This is a genomic window from Streptomyces sp. A1277 (genome assembly GCF_004795015.1).
Taxonomy (GTDB): domain Bacteria; phylum Actinomycetota; class Actinomycetes; order Streptomycetales; family Streptomycetaceae; genus Streptomyces.
In genome coordinates, this window is record NZ_SSBI01000011.1 from 143,326 (window position 1) to 160,845 (window position 17,520).

At 72.2% G+C, this 17,520-nt stretch carries 12 protein-coding genes; 8 read left to right on the forward strand and 4 right to left on the reverse strand.

The window, feature by feature from the left end; genetic code table 11:
* Window positions 1-129: 129 nt before the first annotated feature.
* The 3 genes from E6R18_RS10285 to E6R18_RS10295 all read right to left on the reverse strand — a co-directional run bounded on the left by E6R18_RS10285 (window position 130) and on the right by E6R18_RS10295 (window position 6,363).
* Window positions 130-2,175, reverse strand: coding sequence for a M4 family metallopeptidase (locus E6R18_RS10285; RefSeq protein WP_136316552.1), 2,046 nt, complete (start codon window positions 2,173-2,175; stop codon window positions 130-132).
* 403 nt (window positions 2,176-2,578) lie between these two features.
* Complete coding sequence (locus tag E6R18_RS10290) at window positions 2,579-4,480, reverse strand: ABC transporter ATP-binding protein (RefSeq protein ID WP_136316553.1); 1,902 nt, start codon at window positions 4,478-4,480, stop codon at window positions 2,579-2,581.
* A complete protein-coding gene (locus E6R18_RS10295) occupies window positions 4,477-6,363 on the reverse strand; it encodes an ABC transporter ATP-binding protein (protein WP_136316554.1) in 1,887 nt (628 codons plus the stop codon). Before E6R18_RS10295 ends, E6R18_RS10290 begins: the two co-directional genes overlap by 4 nt.
* Window positions 6,364-6,539: 176 nt before the next feature.
* Here E6R18_RS10295 and E6R18_RS10300 point away from each other — a divergent pair, with 176 nt between their 5' ends.
* The 4 genes from E6R18_RS10300 to E6R18_RS10315 are packed head-to-tail and all read left to right on the forward strand — an operon-like array spanning window position 6,540 to window position 10,254.
* Window positions 6,540-7,478, forward strand: a complete 939-nt coding sequence (locus tag E6R18_RS10300; protein WP_206308255.1) for an ABC transporter ATP-binding protein — start codon at window positions 6,540-6,542, stop codon at window positions 7,476-7,478.
* A 1-nt stretch (window position 7,479) separates the two neighbouring features.
* Window positions 7,480-8,268, forward strand: coding sequence for an ABC transporter permease (locus E6R18_RS10305; protein ID WP_136316556.1), 789 nt, complete (start codon window positions 7,480-7,482; stop codon window positions 8,266-8,268).
* Window positions 8,269-8,316: 48 nt separating this feature from the next.
* A complete protein-coding gene (locus E6R18_RS10310) occupies window positions 8,317-9,579 on the forward strand; it encodes a sensor histidine kinase (protein WP_136316557.1) in 1,263 nt (420 codons plus the stop codon).
* 24 nt (window positions 9,580-9,603) lie between these two features.
* Window positions 9,604-10,254, forward strand: a complete 651-nt coding sequence (locus E6R18_RS10315) for a response regulator transcription factor (protein ID WP_136316558.1) — start codon at window positions 9,604-9,606, stop codon at window positions 10,252-10,254.
* Between the two features lie 9 nt (window positions 10,255-10,263).
* On the opposite strand, the gene glgX is transcribed toward E6R18_RS10315, so the two are convergent.
* Window positions 10,264-12,510, reverse strand: a complete 2,247-nt coding sequence (gene glgX / locus E6R18_RS10320; protein WP_168712315.1) for a glycogen debranching protein GlgX — start codon at window positions 12,508-12,510, stop codon at window positions 10,264-10,266.
* Window positions 12,511-12,662: 152 nt separating this feature from the next.
* Here glgX and E6R18_RS10325 point away from each other — a divergent pair, with 152 nt between their 5' ends.
* The 4 genes from E6R18_RS10325 (at window position 12,663) to E6R18_RS10340 (ending at window position 16,982) form a co-directional block, all read left to right on the forward strand.
* Complete coding sequence (locus E6R18_RS10325; RefSeq protein ID WP_136316560.1) at window positions 12,663-13,883, forward strand: Ig-like domain-containing protein; 1,221 nt, start codon at window positions 12,663-12,665, stop codon at window positions 13,881-13,883.
* A gap of 254 nt (window positions 13,884-14,137) precedes the next feature.
* Window positions 14,138-15,334 (forward strand): Ig-like domain-containing protein, encoded by a 1,197-nt coding sequence (locus E6R18_RS10330; RefSeq protein ID WP_136316571.1) that lies wholly within the window; start codon window positions 14,138-14,140, stop codon window positions 15,332-15,334.
* 113 nt (window positions 15,335-15,447) lie between these two features.
* On the forward strand, window positions 15,448-16,215 hold the full coding sequence (locus E6R18_RS10335) for an enoyl-CoA hydratase-related protein (protein ID WP_136316561.1): 768 nt from the start codon (window positions 15,448-15,450) through the stop codon (window positions 16,213-16,215).
* Between the two features lie 251 nt (window positions 16,216-16,466).
* On the forward strand, window positions 16,467-16,982 hold the full coding sequence (locus tag E6R18_RS10340; protein ID WP_136316562.1) for an ATP-binding protein: 516 nt from the start codon (window positions 16,467-16,469) through the stop codon (window positions 16,980-16,982).
* Window positions 16,983-17,520: the final 538 nt, after the last annotated feature.

Sequence of the window (17,520 nt, forward strand, 5' to 3'; positions counted from 1 at the left end):
CCCGGAGCCCGGCGGACGCGCGACCGCCCGGGAGGAGAGGTCTCCTCCCGGGCGGTTCGCCGTATCAGCGCCGGGTCATGCGGTGACCCGTGCCGCGGCCCATGCGGTGGGCCGGGCGGTGGGGCCGGATCAGAAGGTCAGCTTGAAGCTGTTGATCTTTCCGCTGTACCCGGAGTAGATGTCCTGGACCTTGAGCTTCCAGGTGCCGTTGGCGGTCTTGGACGAGGCGTTGACGGTGTAGGTCGTCTTGACGTCGTCCGCCGAGTCGCCGATGGAGGCGTTCTTCAGCCGGAAGGTGCCGCCGTCCGGGGCGACGAGGTCGATGACCAGGTCACCGCGCCAGCTGTGGGTGATGTCCACGCCGACCTTGAGGGCGCTGGGCGCCTTGCCGGAGCGGCCGGTGACGTTGACCGAGCTGGTGACGGCCGAGCCGTGGTCGGGGATGGCCACGGTGGTGGTGTTCTGGAAGACCGTGCCGTCACCGGGGTCGGTCGGGTCGGTGCCGCCGCCGGGGCGCGCGCCGACGTTGATCGCGGCCCAGGCGTCGGCCACCGACTTGTACTCGGCGCTGCTGGTGCCGTAGAGGGCACCGGCCACGGCGAGCGTGCCGGTGCGGGCCGCCGCGTAGTTGGTCGTGGAGGTGAACTTGGTGGTGAGCGCCTTGAACCAGATCTGCTCGGCCTTGTCGCGGCCGATGCCGGTCACCGGCAGGCCGTCGGAGGTCGGGGAGTTGTAGCTGACGCCGTTGATGGTCTTGGCGCCGCTGCCCTCCGAGAGGAGGTAGAAGAAGTGGTTGGCCGGGCCCGACGAGTAGTGCACGTCGATGTTGCCGATGCCCGAGTACCAGGAGTCCTTCGATATCCCGTCCCGGCTGGGCTTGTCCTGGTAGCGCAGCGGCGTGCCGTCGCCATTGATGTCGATCTTCTCACCGATGAGGTAGTCGCCCTTGTCGGTGGAGTTGTTCGCGTAGAACTCGACGGCGGTGCCGAAGATGTCGCTGGTCGCCTCGTTGAGGCCGCCGGACTCACCGCTGTAGTTCAGGCCCGCGGTGTTGGAGGTGACGCCGTGGCTCATCTCGTGGGCGGCGACGTCCAGGGCGGTCAGCGGGGCCGCGTTGCCGCTGCCGTCGCCGTACGTCATGCAGAAGCAGCTGTCGTCCCAGAAGGCGTTGACGTAGCTGTTGCCGTAGTGGACGCGGGAGTACGCGCCGACGCCGTTGCCCTTGATGCCGGTCCGGCCGTGGACGTTCTTGTAGTAGTCCCAGGTCTCGGCCGCACCGTAGTGGGCGTCCGCCGCCGCGGTCTCCGGGTTCGAGGCGAGGCCGTTGCCCCAGACGTCGTCGGAGCCGGAGAAGAGGGTGCCCGTGCCGGACGTACCGTGGTTCAGGTTGTACGTCTTGTGGTTGCCGCGGGTGGTGTCGGTCAGGTTGTACGCCCCCGAGGTGTTGAGGGTGACCTGGCCGCTGTACTCGGTGTTGCCGACGCCCGTCTCGATGGCCTGCCACTCGTAGAGCTTCGCTCCGGTGGTGGCGTCCGTGATGACGTGCAGGGCGTTCGGGGTGCCGTCCTCCTGGAGGCCGCCGACGACGGTCTCGTAGGCGAGCTGCGGGGTGCCCGAGGCCATCCAGACGACCTTGCGGGGCGCCTGGTCGGCGACCGCCTTGTCCGAGCCGGCCGCCTTGGCCGCGCCGAGCGCCTGCTTCTGCGCCGCCGCCGGGGCGACGTCCGCCGTCGTGCTGACGGCCTTCAGCTGGGAGGCGGTGGCCGGGGACGCCTTGACGACGCTCTCGGTGGCACCGGCCTTGCTCTCCTGGACGACCAGGTCGCCGCCGAGGACCGGGAGCCCGTCGAAGGTGCGCTCGTAACGCGTGTGCGTGGTGCCGTCGTTGTCCTGGACGACATCGCGGACGACGAGCTTCTCCTGCGGGCCGAGGCCGAGCTTCTCGGCGGTGGCCGCCCGGCTCGCGGTGGCCTCGCGGATCAGCTCGGCGCGCTGCGAGGGCGAGAGCTGCTTGGGCAGGGCGCCGTGGTTCGCCGTGGAGGCGGTGGCGGCCTTGGTGGTACCCGCGTCCGGTGCGGCGGAGGCCGACCCGGTCTGGACTCCTACGGCGAGGAGTGCTGCTGCGGCTATCAGAGCGCCGGTCGCGGTGGTACGACGGCTGGGCGTGGATCTCACGCGGACTCCTTCTGCGAGGGGGGTACCGGCGGCTGGGTTCGCCGTCCGGGCAGAGCAAGCAGTGCGCAGAACGGGGTGAAGAGTGTCAGCCGCGGGCCAGTCCTGTCAGGACCGCGTCAACAACTTGGCCGGAATTCGTCCGTTGCCGGAATGGTCATGTTCGTTAAGCGGACGTTTCGCCGAGCTTCACGCCACGGCCGCCCGGGGGCTTTCGGGACCGAACGTGCAGGGCGCGTCGAGTTCGTGACGTACGTGACCGGATGCTACGGCCGTGTGAAGAACCGGAAAGTTCCCACCTGGCGAGACGGCGGGCAAGTGTGGCTCGTTCCCGGCCGTCCGCCCTCGTACGAAGAGGGCGGACGGCCGGGCGCGGCGGAGGCCGGGCCAGGCTCCGCGGCGGAGGTCAGGCCAGGCTCTCCCGCCAGGCGCGGTGCAGGCCGGCGAACCGGCCGGTGCCGGCGATGAGTTCGGCGGGCGCGCCGTCCTCCACGATCCGGCCGTGCTCCATCACCAGCACCCGGTCCGCGACCTCCACGGTCGACAGCCGGTGCGCGATCACCACCGCGGTGCGGCCGTGCAGCACGGTGTCCATCGCCTGCTGCACCGCCCGCTCGCCGGGGATGTCGAGCGAGCTGGTCGCCTCGTCGAGGATCAGCACCGCCGGGTCCGCGAGCAGCGCACGGGCGAACGCCACCAACTGGCGCTGACCCGCCGAGATCCGGCCGCCCCGCTTGCGCACGTCGGTGTCGTAGCCGTCGGGCAGACCGGTGATGAAGTCGTGGGCGCCGATCGCCTTCGCCGCCCGCTCGATCTCCTCGCGGCTCGCCTCCGGCCGGCCGATCGCGATGTTCTCGGCGACCGTCCCGGAGAACAGGAACGCCTCCTGCGTCACCATCACCACGCCGCGCCGCAGTTCGGGCGTGGCGAGGTCCCGCAGGTCGGTGCCGTCCAGCAGGACCCGGCCCTCGGTCGGGTCGTAGAAGCGGGCCAGCAGCTTGGCGAGCGTCGACTTGCCCGCCCCCGTGGAGCCGACCACCGCCACCGTCTGCCCCGCCGGGACGGTCAGGTCGAAGCGCGGCAGCACCTCACCGCCCGTGCGGTACGCGAAGCTCACCGAGTCGAAGACCACCTCGCGGCCCGGCTGGCCGCCCGTACGGACCGGCAGCTCGCGCGGCGCCAGGGCCTCGGGGACCGTGGGCGTCTGGGCCAGCAGACCGGCGACCTTCTCCAGCGAGGCCGCCGCCGACTCGAAGGAGTTGAGGAACATGCTGAGCCGGTCGATCGGGTCGTAGAGCCGCCGCAGATAGAGCACCATCGCCGCCAGCACACCGAGCGCGAGCCCGCCGGAGGCGACGCGGTAGGCACCCCACAGCACGATTCCGGCCACCGCCGTGTTCGCGACCAGCCGCGAGCCGACGACATAGCGCGCGTTCTCCAGCATCGCGTCGCCGTTGGTGCCCTGGTGGCGCGCGTTCAGCTCCCGGAAGGCCGCGTCGTTGACGGGCTCGCGGCGGAATGCCTGGACGGGCCGGATGCCGTTCATCGTCTCCGCGAACTTCACGATCACCGCGGCGATCGCCGTCGAACGGGCCCCGAAGATCACCGAGGAGCGCCGCCGGTAGAGCTGCACCAGCAGGTACAGCGGTGCGAAGGACGCCACCGCGGCCGCGCCCGTGGCGAGGTCCAGCCAGAGCAGCACCGCCGCGATGGAGACGAACGACAGCAGCACGTGGATCAGCTCCTGGAGCCCCTCGTCCAGCAGCTCCCGCAGCGACTCCAGGTCCGTGGTGGAACGCGAGATCAGCCGCCCCGAGGTGTACCGCTCGTGGAAGTCCACGCTCAGCGCCTGCGCATGGCGGAAGATCCGGCCGCGCAGGTCGAGCAGCACGTCCTGGTTGACCCGCGCGGACATGCGGATGAACGCGTACTGCAGGGCGCCCGCACCGGCCGCGCAGAGCGCGTAGCCCGACGCCACGGCGATCAGCGGCCCGTAGTCGTTCTCCCGGAACGCCGGCACCCCGCTGTCGATGGCGTAGGCGACCAGCAGCGGGCCGGCCTGCACGGCCGCCTGCTGCACCAGCAGGAACAGGGCGGCCGCCGCGACCCGGCCCCGCATCGGCCGCAGCAGCGACCGGAGCAGCTGCCAGGTGGCGCCGCGCGGGGTGGGCAGGTCGTCGCGGTCGAAGGGGTCGCCGTCCGCCTTCGCGGGCGGCTGTTCGGCCGCCGTGGCGGCCGGCGGTGCCTGGCGCTCGTCCTCGTCGTCGCCGCCCGGTTCCGCGGGCCGTCCGGTCGTCGTACTCGTCATCGGGTGCTGCCCTCCTCGGCAGGGGCCATCGCGTCCAGGTGTTCGTCTTCGGCTGTTTCCGTACCGGGCGTTTCGGCCCGGGCCCCGGTGCTCCCGTCCTCGCCGGCCGACAGGCCCGCGCCGGACATCAGCCAGGCGTACTCGGTGCTGGTGCGCAGCAGTTCCTGATGGGTGCCGACCGCGCTGATCCGGCCCTCGGACAGCAGCGCCACCCGGTCCGCGAGCATCACGGTGGACGGCCGGTGCGCGACGACCACCGCCGTGGTCTCCTCCAGGACGCGCCGCAGCGCCGCCTCCACCAGCGCCTCCGTGTGCACGTCGAGCGCCGAGAGCGGGTCGTCCAGCACCAGGAAGCGCGGCCGGCCCACCACGGCCCTGGCCAGGGCGAGGCGCTGGCGCTGGCCGCCGGACAGGCTCAGGCCCTGCTCGCCGACCTGGGTGTCCACGCCGTGCGGCAGCTCGTGGACGAAGTCGGCCTGCGCGACCGAGAGCGCCCGCAGCAACTCCTCCTCGCCCGCCCCGGCCGCGCCCATCAGCACGTTCTCCCCGACGCTCGCCGAGAACAGCGTCGGCTCCTCGAACGCCACCGACACCAGCTCCCGCAGCCGGGCACGCGGCATGGCGGTGATGTCCTCGCCGTCCAGGGTGATCCGCCCCGCGGTGGCCTGGTGCAGCCGGGGCACCAGGGAGGTCAGCGTCGTCTTGCCGGAACCCGTCGCCCCGACCAGGGCCATCGTCTCGCCCGGCCGGATGCGCAGATCGATCCGGGCGAGGACGGGCGCGGAGCCCTCCTCCGCGTCGGGGTAGCGGAACTCGACGCCCTCGAAGACCATGCCGCCCGCCTCCCGGGCCTCGCCGGTGCCGTCACCGGCCGCCCGCGCGGCGTCCTCCTCCTCGGCGACGTCCATCACCTCGAAGAACCGCTCGGTCGCCGTCGCCGACTCCTGGCTCATCGCCAGCAGGAAGCCGATCGACTCGACCGGCCAGCGCAGCGCGAGCGCCGTGGAGAGGAACGCGACCAGGGTGCCCGCCGACAGGCCGCCGTCCGCGACCTCGATCGTGCCGAAGACCAGCGCCGCCCCGATGGCGAGCTCCGGCAGCGTCGTGATGAGGGCCCAGATCCCCGCGAGCAGCCGCGCCTTGCCCAGCTCCGTGGCGCGCAGCCGCTCGGCGAGCACGCGGAAGGCGTGCGCCTGGCTGCGGTGGCGGCCGAAGCCCTTGATGATGCGGATGCCCAGCACGCTCTCCTCGACCACGGTCGTCAGATCACCGACCTGGTCCTGCGCCGCGCGCGCCACCTTCGCGTACTTCGCCTCGAACGCCGAGCAGACGATCACGAGCGGTACGACGGGGGCGAGCAGCACCAGCCCCAGCGTCCACTCCTGCGACAGCAGGATCACGAAACCGACGAGGATCGTGGTGCCGTTGACGAGCAGGAAGGTCAGCGGGAAGGCCAGGAACATCCGCAGCAGCATCAGGTCCGTCGTCCCGCGCGAGAGCAACTGGCCCGAGGGCCACCGGTCGTGGAAGGAGACCGGCAGGCGCTGGAGGTGCCGGTAGAGGTCGGCCCGCATCGACGCCTCGAAGCCGGCCAGCGGACGCGCCACCAGCCACCGCCGCACCCCGAACAGCACCGCCTCCGCGATGCCCAGGAGCAGCAGGTACAGCGCGCCGAGCCAGACCCCGCCCGGGTCCCGGTGGGCGACCGGGCCGTCCACGATCCACTTCAGGACCAGCGGGATCACCAGGCCCAGACAGGAGGCGACGACCGCCACCAGCGCCGCGCTGAACAGCCGGGTCCGTACCGGCTTCACATACGGCCACAACCGCAGCAGCGAACGTACGGCGGACCGGTCCTTGGGCTCTACATGTTCCTGGCGCATCAGGGTGAGCCTACGGTCCGTCCGGATATCGGTCCTGCGGTTTTATCCGGCCGTCCGGTGCCCGGCGGAGGCGGACCGCGCCGGGGGTCGTAGGGCGGCATCAACCGATCGGCTGATGCCGGTCCGAGCGCGATGGCGGATGCCGCCGCGGGCCGCGGGCATGAATGCTCGGTGCCATGGCAATCATCGAAGCGAGCGGGGTGCGCAAGTCCTACGGCGGCCGCCCCGTGGTCGACGGAGTGAGCTTCTCCGTCGACGAGGGGGAGATCTTCGGGATTCTCGGCCCCAACGGCGCGGGCAAGACCACCACCGTCGAGTGCGTCGCGGGGCTGCGGGTCCCCGACGCCGGGACCGTCCGGGTCGCCGGACTCGACCCCGTCGCGGACCGCGACCGGGTGACCCGGCTGCTCGGCGCCCAACTCCAGGAGAGCGAACTCCAGACCAAGATCACCGTGCGTGAGGCCCTGGAGCTGTACAGCGCCTTCTACCCCCGGCCCGCCGACTGGCGGCCGCTCGCAGAACGGCTCGGCCTGGACACCAAGCTGGACACCCGCTTCGGCCGGCTCTCCGGCGGCCAGAAGCAGCGCCTGTCCATCGCGCTCGCCCTCGTCGGCCGGCCCCGCGTCGTCATCCTGGACGAGCTGACCACCGGCCTCGACCCCCGGGCCCGGCGCGACACCTGGCAGCTCATCGAGGACGTGCGCGCGAGCGGCGTCACGGTCGTCCTCGTCACCCACTTCATGGAGGAGGCCCAGCGCCTCTGCGACCGCATCGCCGTCATCGACAAGGGACACGTCGTCGCCCTCGACACCCCCGCCGGGCTGATCGCCGGCGCCGACGGCTCCACCGTCATCTCCTTCACCCCCTCGAAGCCGCTGCCCGAGGCCGAACTCGCGGCGCTGCCCGGAGCCACCTCGTACGAGGACCGGGACGGCCGGGTCCTCATCAACGGCACCGACGAGACCGTCAACGCCGTCATCTCACTGCTGGCCCGGCTCCGCGTCACCGCCCACCGGCTCCGCGTCGCAGAGGCGACCCTGGACGACGCCTTCCTCGACCTCACCGAACACCCCGGCCCCGCCGACGAGCGCGGCCTCACAGAACGGGCAGCCTGAGATGGCCACAGCGCACACCGCCACCACCGCCGCGCCCCGCGCCACCGCCTCCGGCGCGACGCTCGCCGTCCTCAAGTCGGAGACCCGGCTGTTCCTGCGCGAACCGGGCAGCCTGTTCTGGATCGTGGTCTTCCCGACCGTGCTGCTGGTGATCCTGGGCCTGGTCCCGTCCTTCCGGGTGCACGACGACGGGCTCGGCGGCCGGCGCGTCATCGACCTGTACGTGTCCGTCGCGGTGCTGCTCGCTCTGATCATGTCCGGGCTCCAGGCGATGCCGCCCGTCCTGACCGGCTACCGCGAACGCGGCATCCTGCGCCGCATGTCCACCACCCCCGTACGGCCCTCCGCCCTCCTCGGCGCGCAGATCGCGCTGCACGGCGCCGCCGCGCTCGTCTCCGCCCTGCTGGTCACCGCCGTCGGCCGGACCGCCTTCGGAGTCCGGTTGCCCGGCCGGCCGTTCGGCTATCTGCTGGCGCTGCTGCTCGCGGTCGCCTGCGTCCTGGCCCTCGGCTCGCTGATCTGCGCCGTCTCCCGCACGACCAAGATCGCCGCCACCATCGGGTCCGTCGTCTACTTCTCGATGATGTTCACAGCGGGCGTCTGGGTCCCCGTCCAGGCCATGCCCGACGCGCTCCGCCGCATCGTCCAGGCCACCCCCTTCGGCGCGGCCTCCCAGGCGCTCGACCAGGCCGCCCGGGGCGACTGGCCGAGCTGGGCGTACCTCGGAGCGGTCGCCGCCTGGACGGCGGTGGCGGGCTGGGCCGCGACCCGTACGTTCCGGTGGCAGTAGCCGACGCGGGGGCGGACAGCGGCTCCGGGCACGAGGGAGACTTCTCCCATGAGCGCGCACGAGGAGGCCGTGACGGCGGTCGAGCAGTGGTGGGGCCGGTTCTTCCGGTACGGGCCGTACGGGCTGCTCGGCCTCGCCACCGTCATCGCGGTCGTGTCCCGGGACCTCGTCATGTCCGGCGCCGACGAGCGCGGCGCCCTCGTGCTCATCCCGGCTGCGCTCGCCCTCCAGTTCTGGTGGACCCGCGCCGGCATCCGCCCGCAGAGCGGAGCCGCCCAGTGCTACTTCATCACCCGCACCCTGCTGGCCTTCGGGCTGACCTGGTGCAACCCCTTCTACTCGATCTACGCGGTGCTCGGCTACTTCGACGCGGGCCGGGTGCTCCCGTACCGCGGCGTGCGGCCCGGTCTACTGGCCACCGCCGTCATCATGGCGGGCGCGCAGAGCGGCAGCACCCTGCCGCCCGCCACCCTCATGAACTGGATCGTCTTCGGCGTCGTGCTGGCCGTGCACGCGACGCTCGCCATGGCCTTCGCCCAGATCGGCAAGCGGGAGGCCGAGCAGGCCCGTTCGCAGACCGACACCATCGCCGCCCTGGAGTCCGCCAACGCCCGCCTCGAACAGGCCCTTGCGGAGAACGCCGGACTGCATGCCCAGCTCCTCGTCCAGGCCCGCGAGGCCGGGGTGGCCGACGAGCGGCGCCGGCTCGCCGCCGAGATCCACGACACCATCGCCCAGGGCCTCACCGGCATCATCGCCCAGCTCCAGGCCGTCACCTCCACCGCCGAGACCGACCCCGCCCTCGCCAGGGAACACCTCGTGCGGGCCGCCGCCCTGGCCCGGCACAGCCTGGGCGAGGCCCGCCGCTCGGTGCACAACCTGCTGCCGGCCGCCCTGGAACACGACGACCTGCCCGGCGCGCTGAAGAAGACGGTCGCCACCTGGTCGCAGCGCACCGGGGTCCGCGCCGACTTCACGGTCACCGGCACCGTCGAACCGCTCCACGACGAGGTCGGCGCCACCCTGCTGCGGATCGCCGAGGAGGCCCTGGCCAACGCCGGCCGGCACGCCGAGCCCTCCCGGGCCGGGGTCACCCTCTCCTACATGGGCGACGAGATCTCGCTCGACGTCCGCGACGACGGCCGCGGCTTCGACCCGGCCGCGCTGCCGCCGTACCGGGGCGCCGGCGGATTCGGGCTCGGCGGCATGCGGGCCCGCGCCGAACGCATGGCGGGCACCGTCGAGGTCGAGACCGGCCCGGGCCTGGGCACCGCCGTCTGCGCCCGCGTCCCGATGGTCCGGCACGACTGACCCCGTCCCGTACCGTGGTGCGCCATGGACCGGGATCCCGCGCGCGTCATCACGCTGATCGTCGTCGACGACCACCCCGTCGTACGGGACGGGCTGCGTGGCATGTTCGCGTCGGCGCCGGAGTTCCGGGTGCTCGGGGAGGCGGCCGACGGGGTCGAGGGCGTCGAGATGGCCGCCCGGCTCGACCCCGACGTCGTGCTGATGGACCTGCGGATGCCGGGCGGCGGCGGGGTCGCCGCGATCACCGAGCTGACCCGGCGCGGCGCCCGCTCCAAGGTCCTGGTCCTCACCACGTACGACACCGACTCCGACACCCTGCCCGCGATCGAGGCGGGCGCGACCGGCTACCTCCTCAAGGACGCCCCCCGCGAGGAGCTGTTCACCGCCGTGCGGGCCGCCGCCGACGGCCGTACCGTCCTGTCACCGGCCGTCGCCTCCCGGCTCGTCTCCGCGGTCCGCACCCCGGCCGCCCCCGGCAACGAGACCCTGTCCGCCCGCGAACGCGAGGTGCTGGCCCTCGTCGCCAAGGGGACCTCCAACCGGGAGATCGCCGCGGAGCTGTTCATCAGCGAGGCCACCGTGAAGACCCACCTCACCCACCTGTTCGCCAAGCTGGGCGCCAAGGACCGCGCCGCCGCCGTCGCCGTCGCGTACGAGCGCCGCATCCTCGGCTGAACCGCCCGCTCACTCCCGTACCCGCAGCAGCAGCACCGACCGCTCCGGGACCGTCAGCCGCTCGCCGCCCCGGTGGACCGTGCCCGGCGCCTCGGCCTGGTCCTCGCGCGAGGTGTCGAGGAGCACTTCGTACGCCCGCGCCCACGGCGGCCCCGGCAGCAGGAAGTCCACCGGCCGGTGGTCCGCGTGCAGGAGGGCCAGGAAGCTGTCGTCGGTCACCTGCTCGCCGCGCGCGTCCCGGCCCGGGATGTCGCGGCCGGAGAGGTAGAGCCCGACCGTCGCGGCCGGGGCGTACCAGTCGCCCTCCGTCATCTCGGCGCCCTGCGGGGTGAACCACGCCAGGTCCCGCAGCCCGTCCGGGGCCTGCGGGCGGCCGGAGAAGAACGCCCGGCGGCGCAGCACCGGATGGCGGTGGCGCAGCGCGAGGACCCGGGCGGTCAGCGCGGTCAGCTCACGCCACTGCGGCTGATCGAGCAGCGACCAGTCCACCCAGCCGGTCTCGTTGTCCTGGCAGTAGGCGTTGTTGTTGCCGCCCTGGGTGCGGCCCATCTCGTCGCCGGCCACCAGCATCGGCACCCCGGTCGACAGCAGCAGCGTGGTCAGCAGGTTGCGCAGCTGCCGGCGGCGCAGCGCGCTTACGCCCTCGTCGTCCGTCTCGCCCTCGGCCCCGCAGTTCCAGGCCCGGTTGTCCGAGGTGCCGTCCCGGTTGCCCTCGCCGTTGGCCTCGTTGTGCTTGTGCTCGTAGCTCACCAGGTCGCGCAGGGTGAAGCCGTCGTGCGCGGTGACGAAGTTGACCGAGGCGTACGGGCGGCGCCCGCCCCACGCGTACAGGTCGCTGGACCCGGTCAGCCGGTAGCCGAGGTCCCGTACGTCGGGCAGGGCGCCGCGCCAGAAGTCCCGTACGGCGTCCCGGTAGTGGTCGTTCCACTCGGTCCACAGCGGCGGGAAGGCCCCCACCTGGTAGCCGCCGTTGCCGACGTCCCACGGTTCGGCGATGAGCTTGACCCGGCGCAGGACCGGGTCCTGGGCGATGACCGCGAGGAACGGGGAGAGCATGTCGACGTCGTGCATCGAGCGGGCGAGCGCCGCCGCCAGGTCGAAGCGGAAGCCGTCGACGCCCATCTCGGTCACCCAGTACCGCAGCGAGTCGGTGATCAGCCGCAGCACGTTCGGCTGGACGACGTGCAGGGTGTTGCCGCAGCCGGTGTAGTCGGCGTACCGGCGGGCGTCGGCCTGGAGGCGGTAGTAGCCGCGGTTGTCGATGCCGCGCAGCGAGAGCATCGGGCCCAGCTCGCCCGCCTCCGCGGTGTGGTTGTAGACGACGTCGAGGATCACCTCGATGCCCGCGTCGTGCAGGGCGCGGACCATCCGCTTGAACTCGCCGACCTGCTCGCCCGCCGTGCCGCTCGCGGAGTATCCGGCGTGCGGGGCGAAGTAGCCGATGGAGTTGTAGCCCCAGTAGTTGCGCAGCCCGCGCCGCAGCAGGTGGTCCTCGTGGGCGAACTGGTGCACCGGCAGCAGCTCCACCGCCGTCACCCCGAGGTGCTTGAGATGGCCGATGGCCGCGGGGTGGGCGAGCCCGGCGTAGGTGCCGCGCAGCTCCTCGGGGATGCCGGGGTGGCGCTGGGTGAAGCCCCGCACGTGCAGCTCGTAGATGACGGAGTCCGCCCACGGCGTCTTCGGCCTGCGGTCGTCGGCCCAGTCGTCGTCATCGTGGACGACGACCCCCTTGGGCACGTACGGGGCGGAGTCCCGTCCGTCGCGCACGGTGTCGGCGGCGTGCTGCTCGGGCCAGTCCCTCACATGGCCGTACACCTCGGCCGGAAGGGTGAATTCGCCGTCCACCGCCCGGGCGTACGGATCGAGCAGCAGCTTCGCCGCGTTCCACCGGGCGCCCGTCCACGGGTCCCAGCGGCCGTGCACCCGGTAGCCGTAGCGCGTGCCCGGCCGCACCCCGGGTACGAAGCCGTGCCAGATCTCGTGGGTCAGCTCCGTCAGGGGGAGCCGTGTCTCGGTGCCCGCCTCGTCGAACAGGCACAGCTCGACGGCCTCCGCCCCGCCCGCCCACAGCGCGAAGTTGGTGCCCGCGACCCCGTCCGGGCCGGTCCGGAAGCGGGCGCCGAGCGGCGTCGGCGTCCCCGGCCACACCACGGGGTGCCGCCGCTCCGGCCCGGTCGCCGTGTCCCGCTGCGAGGCGGCCCCGGCCGTCCCCGTATCCGTCTTCGGTACTGCCTCCTGCTCGGCTGCGCTCGACACCTGTCCGCCTCCCGCGGCTCGTGGGACCGGCACCGAAAGGGGGCGCGCGGCGTCCCGGCCGCGGCTCCCCGAGTGTGACCGTCCCCTGTGTTCTGCCCACGACGGGCCCCGCACTCACGTTTCCCCCGACCGGCCCCCGTCGTTGGGGGGACGTGAATCACGTAGCGAAGAAGGCAGGGGCGAGCCCGGTGCGGCCGGGACTGCTCGCCGTACTGGTCCTACTGGCCGTGCTGACCGGCTGCTCGGGCACGGACTCGGTCATCGGAGGCAAGCCGAGGTCGCCGCAGGAGGCGATCCGGATCACCCCGGCCGACCGGGCCGAGGACGTCCGGGCGGACAGCCGGGTGGAGGTGAAGGTCCCCGACGGCCGGCTGGAGAGCGTCCGGGTGCGGCGGATCGAGGACGCGCAGGAGGAGGAGGTGCGGGGCGAGATCGCGAAGGACGGCCGCTCCTGGGCGCCGGAGGAAGGGGCGGGGCGGCTCGGGCTCGCCGCCAAGTACAGCGTCGACGCGGTCGCCGTGGACGGCGGCGGCCACCGCTCGGCCCGGCACACCACCTTCACCACGGTGGTCCCGGCCGACCGCTTCATCGGGTACTTCAAGCCGGAGAACCGCTCGACGGTGGGCACCGGCATGATCATCTCCTTCGAGTTCAACCGCCCGGTCACCCGCCGCGCGGCGGTGGAGCGGGCCATCCGGGTCACGGCCGATCCGGCGGTGGAGGTGGCGGGGCACTGGTTCGGCGAGGACCGCCTGGACTTCCGCCCGGCCGGCTACTGGGAGCCGGGCACCGAGGTCACCGTCGACATCGGGCTGCGCGACGTGGAGGGGGCGCCGCAGGTGTACGGCAGCCAGCGCAAGACGGTGCGGTTCACCGTGGGCCGGGAGCAGATCTCCCGGGTCGACGCGGCCGCGCACACGATGGAGGTGCGCCAGGACGGGCGGCTGGTCTCCACCGTCCCCATCACCGCGGGCTCGCCGACGACCACCACGTACAACGGCAAGATGGTGGTCAGCGAGATGCACGACGTGACGCGGATGGACGGGCGGACCGTCGGCTTCGGCGGCGAGTACGACATCAAGGACGTCCCGCACGCCATCCGGCTGACCGAGTCAGGCACCTTCCTGCACGGCAACTACTGGTCCGACGAGGACGTCTTCGGGTCCACCAACGTCAGCCACGGCTGCATCGGGCTGCGCGACGTCCAGGGCGGCAGCGGCTCCACCCCGGCCGGCTGGTTCTTCGACCGGACGCTCATCGGGGACGTGGTGGAGGTCGTCAACTCCGAGGACAAGAAGGTCGCACCGGACAACGGGCTGGGCGGCTGGAACCTCACCTGGAGCCAGTGGCGGGCGGGTTCGGCCCTGCGCTGACGGGGCGCGGCGACCCCGTGCCCCGGGCCCCGCGACCTCCGCCACCACTTGGGACGGAACGGTGACAATTCCGGGGCGATCTGCCCGCAGTCGGTGTGATTATCTCTTTGCTGAGCGCGCATGTGCAGCGCGCGGGGGTGGGAGCCTACGGGTTCCCGGGGCCCAGGCGGGGCCGGGCCGTGCGAGGGGAGACGACCACATTGAACGGGCAGCCGATATCGGGGACATCGGCCGGGGTGCGCGGCAGGCGGCGGATGCGGGGGGCCACCGGCCTGCCGGCCCTGGCGGTGGGTGCGCTGCTGCTGATGGTGACGGCGTGCGGCGGCGGGGACGCGAACGGCGCGGCCGGAGACGCCAAGGCGGGCGGCGTCAAGGCGGACACCAGCGCCTCGCAGGCCGTGGTGACCGTGGCGCCCAAGGACGGGGCCGACTCCGTCGCCACCAGCGGGGCGCTGAAGGTCTCGGCCGAGCAGGGGAAGCTGACCACGGTCAAGGTCTCGGACCCCAAGGGCGGCGAGGTCGAGGGCAAGATCGCGGCGGACGGCGCGAGCTGGGTGCCCGACCAGCACCTGGCATCGGCGACCAAGTACAAGGTCCACGCGGTGGCCGAGGACGCCAAGGGCCGTGAGTCCGCGAAGGACACCACCTTCACCACGCTCGTCCCGCAGAACACCTTCATCGGCCAGTACACCCCCGAGGACGGCTCCACGGTCGGCGTCGGCATGCCGGTCTCCATCCACTTCACCCGGGGCATCACCGACCCGGAGGCCGTGGAGAAGGCGATCAAGGTGACGGCCGAGCCCGCCGTCCCGGTCGAGGGCCACTGGTTCGGCAACGACCGCCTGGACTTCCGCCCCGAGGAGTACTGGGCGGCCGGTACCAAGGTGACCGTGAAGCTCAACCTCGACGGCGTCGAGGGGCGGCCCGGGGTCTACGGCAAGCAGGCCAAGACCATCTCCTTCACCATCGGCCGCAGCCAGGTCAGCACCGTCGACGCGAGCACGCACCGGATGAGGGTCGTCCGCGACGGCAAGCAGATCAAGGACATCCCGATCTCGGCGGGCGCCCCGGCTACCACCACGTACAACGGCCAGATGGTCATCAGCGAGAAGCTCCAGGTGACCCGGATGAACGGCGACACCGTCGGCTTCGGCGGCGAGTACGACATCAAGGACGTGCCGCACGCGATGCGCCTGTCCACCTCGGGCACCTTCATCCACGGCAACTACTGGGGCGGCTCGGGCGTCTTCGGCAATGCCAACACCAGCCACGGCTGCGTCGGCATCCGGGACGCGCGCGGCGGCGGCGACTCGGGCACGCCGGCGGCCTGGTTCTTCAACAACTCGCTCCTCGGCGACGTCGTGGTCGTCAAGAACTCCCACGACAAGACGATCAGCCCGGACAACGGCCTCAACGGCTGGAACATGAGCTGGTCGGAGTGGACCGCGTAGGTCCCCGGCGTACGGACACCGGCGGGCCCGGCACTGCGACCAGCGGTGCCGGGCCCGCCCGCGTCCCGCCCCGGCCGGTGCCACCCGGGTTAGCGGCGGTTAACCTGCATCGCATGACCGTAACCCTCGAAGTGACCGACGGCGTCGGCACCATCCGCCTGGACCGCCCGCCGATGAACGCCCTGGACGTCGCGGTCCAGGACCGGCTGCTCGAACTGGCCGGTGAGGCGTCCCGGCGCGACGACGTGCGAGCCGTGGTGCTCTACGGCGGCGAGAAGGTGTTCGCGGCGGGCGCGGACATCAAGGAGATGCAGACGATGGACCACGCGGCGATGGTCGTACGGTCCCGGGCGCTCCAGGACGCCTTCACCGCCGTCGCCCGCATCCCCAAGCCCGTCGTCGCGGCCGTCACCGGCTACGCCCTCGGCGGCGGCTGCGAGCTGGCACTCTGCGCGGACTTCCGGATCGCCGGCGACAACGCCAAGCTGGGCCAGCCGGAGATCCTGCTCGGCCTCATCCCGGGCGCGGGCGGCACCCAGCGGCTCGCCCGGCTGGTGGGCCCCGCCAAGGCCAAGGACCTCATCTTCACCGGCCGGCACGTCAAGGCCGAAGAGGCCCTGACGATGGGCCTGGTGGACCGCGTCGTGCCCGCCGCCGAGGTGTACGAACAGGCACACGCCTGGGCGGCGAAGCTGGCCAAGGGTCCGGCCCTCGCGCTGCGCGCCGCGAAGGAGGCCGTGGACGCCGGTCTTGAGACGGACATCGACACGGGTCTCACGATCGAGCGAACCTGGTTCGCCGGACTGTTCGCCACGGAGGACCGCGAGCGCGGAATGCGCAGCTTTGTGGAGGAGGGGCCGGGCAAGGCCAAGTTCCTCTGACCGAACGCCGGTTGAGAACGCGGAGCGGCGCGTTCATCCGTGCGGGCGGATTAGCGGAGCCTTAAGGCAACCTTAAGAGCCACCGCGCCCGCCGCCGCGCCGGACCCGGCCGAGGGCGACATCGTCGCAGGTCAGGTGGGGTGTGCGGGGGCGCATACTGCCTCTGGCATATGCCTACCGGTCCTCGGGAAATCACTGGATCAGGGTCGGGGATTCCCCCGGAACGGCCCCGGAAGGCCCGCCGTGCGGCCATGATGGTGTGCATGGCGGGCCTGGAGGGTGTGGAGCAGCCGCGACCGCGCAGCAGCGCGACAGCGGCACGGAGAATGCCGGCCGTCGAAGACGAACAGGCGTTCAAAGCGCTGGAGTTGTTCGGAAATCCGACGGAGGACGAAGTCCGGCTGCCCTCCCGCCCGGAGTCCGCGGCCACCGCCCGCCGGCTCACCTCGTGCGTGGTGCTGCACCACTGGGCGCTCTCCGCGCAGACCGCCGAGCACGCCGTCCTGCTCGTCTCCGAACTCGTCGGCAACGCGGTGCGGCACACCGGGGCCAGGGTCTTCGGGCTGCGCATGCTGCGCCGCCGCGGCTGGATCAGGATCGAGGTGCGCGACCCCTCGCGCGGGCTGCCGTGCCTGATGCCGGTGCGGGAGATGGACATCAGCGGGCGGGGCCTCTTCCTCGTGGACAAGCTGTCCGACCGGTGGGGCGTGGACCTCTTACCCCGCGGCAAGACCACCTGGTTCGAGATGCGCATCTCCGACCGCTGACCCCCGCCCCCGCCGGGCCCCCGGACGTACAGAAGCCCCCGTGTCTGCCGTGGTGCGGCGCCTCGGGGGCTTCTGTGGGGGCCGTGAAATGGGGGGTGTGTTCACGGCCGCTCGTGACGACCTGGCCCGGGTCAATGGGGGTCGTGCCACCGACTATGACAGACGGACGACTCCCTAGCCAAAGCCGCAAAGCGGTCATTACTGAACGTATGTGGACATTTCAGCGAGGAATCGCAGGTGTGCTGAGTCACTTGCCTGGAAATCCACGAATACTCATGAGTATCCACGCATGATCCTTTGATCGTCCAGCATGCGGACGGCGCGCATTCCGAGGGCCTGTCGGGGGAGTCGGCGGAGTCGGTCGGGATGTTCCGGGCACATCGCCCCTACTGTTCTGCCATGAACACCTCCGACGCACCGGTGCCCCGCCGCAGTGCCCTGCGCGCGGGAGCCGCGGCCGCCGTCGCCCTCACCGCCGGCTGCGGCGAGCGGGACACCACCGGGGCCGCCGCCGGGCCCGTCGCCCGCGCGACAGATC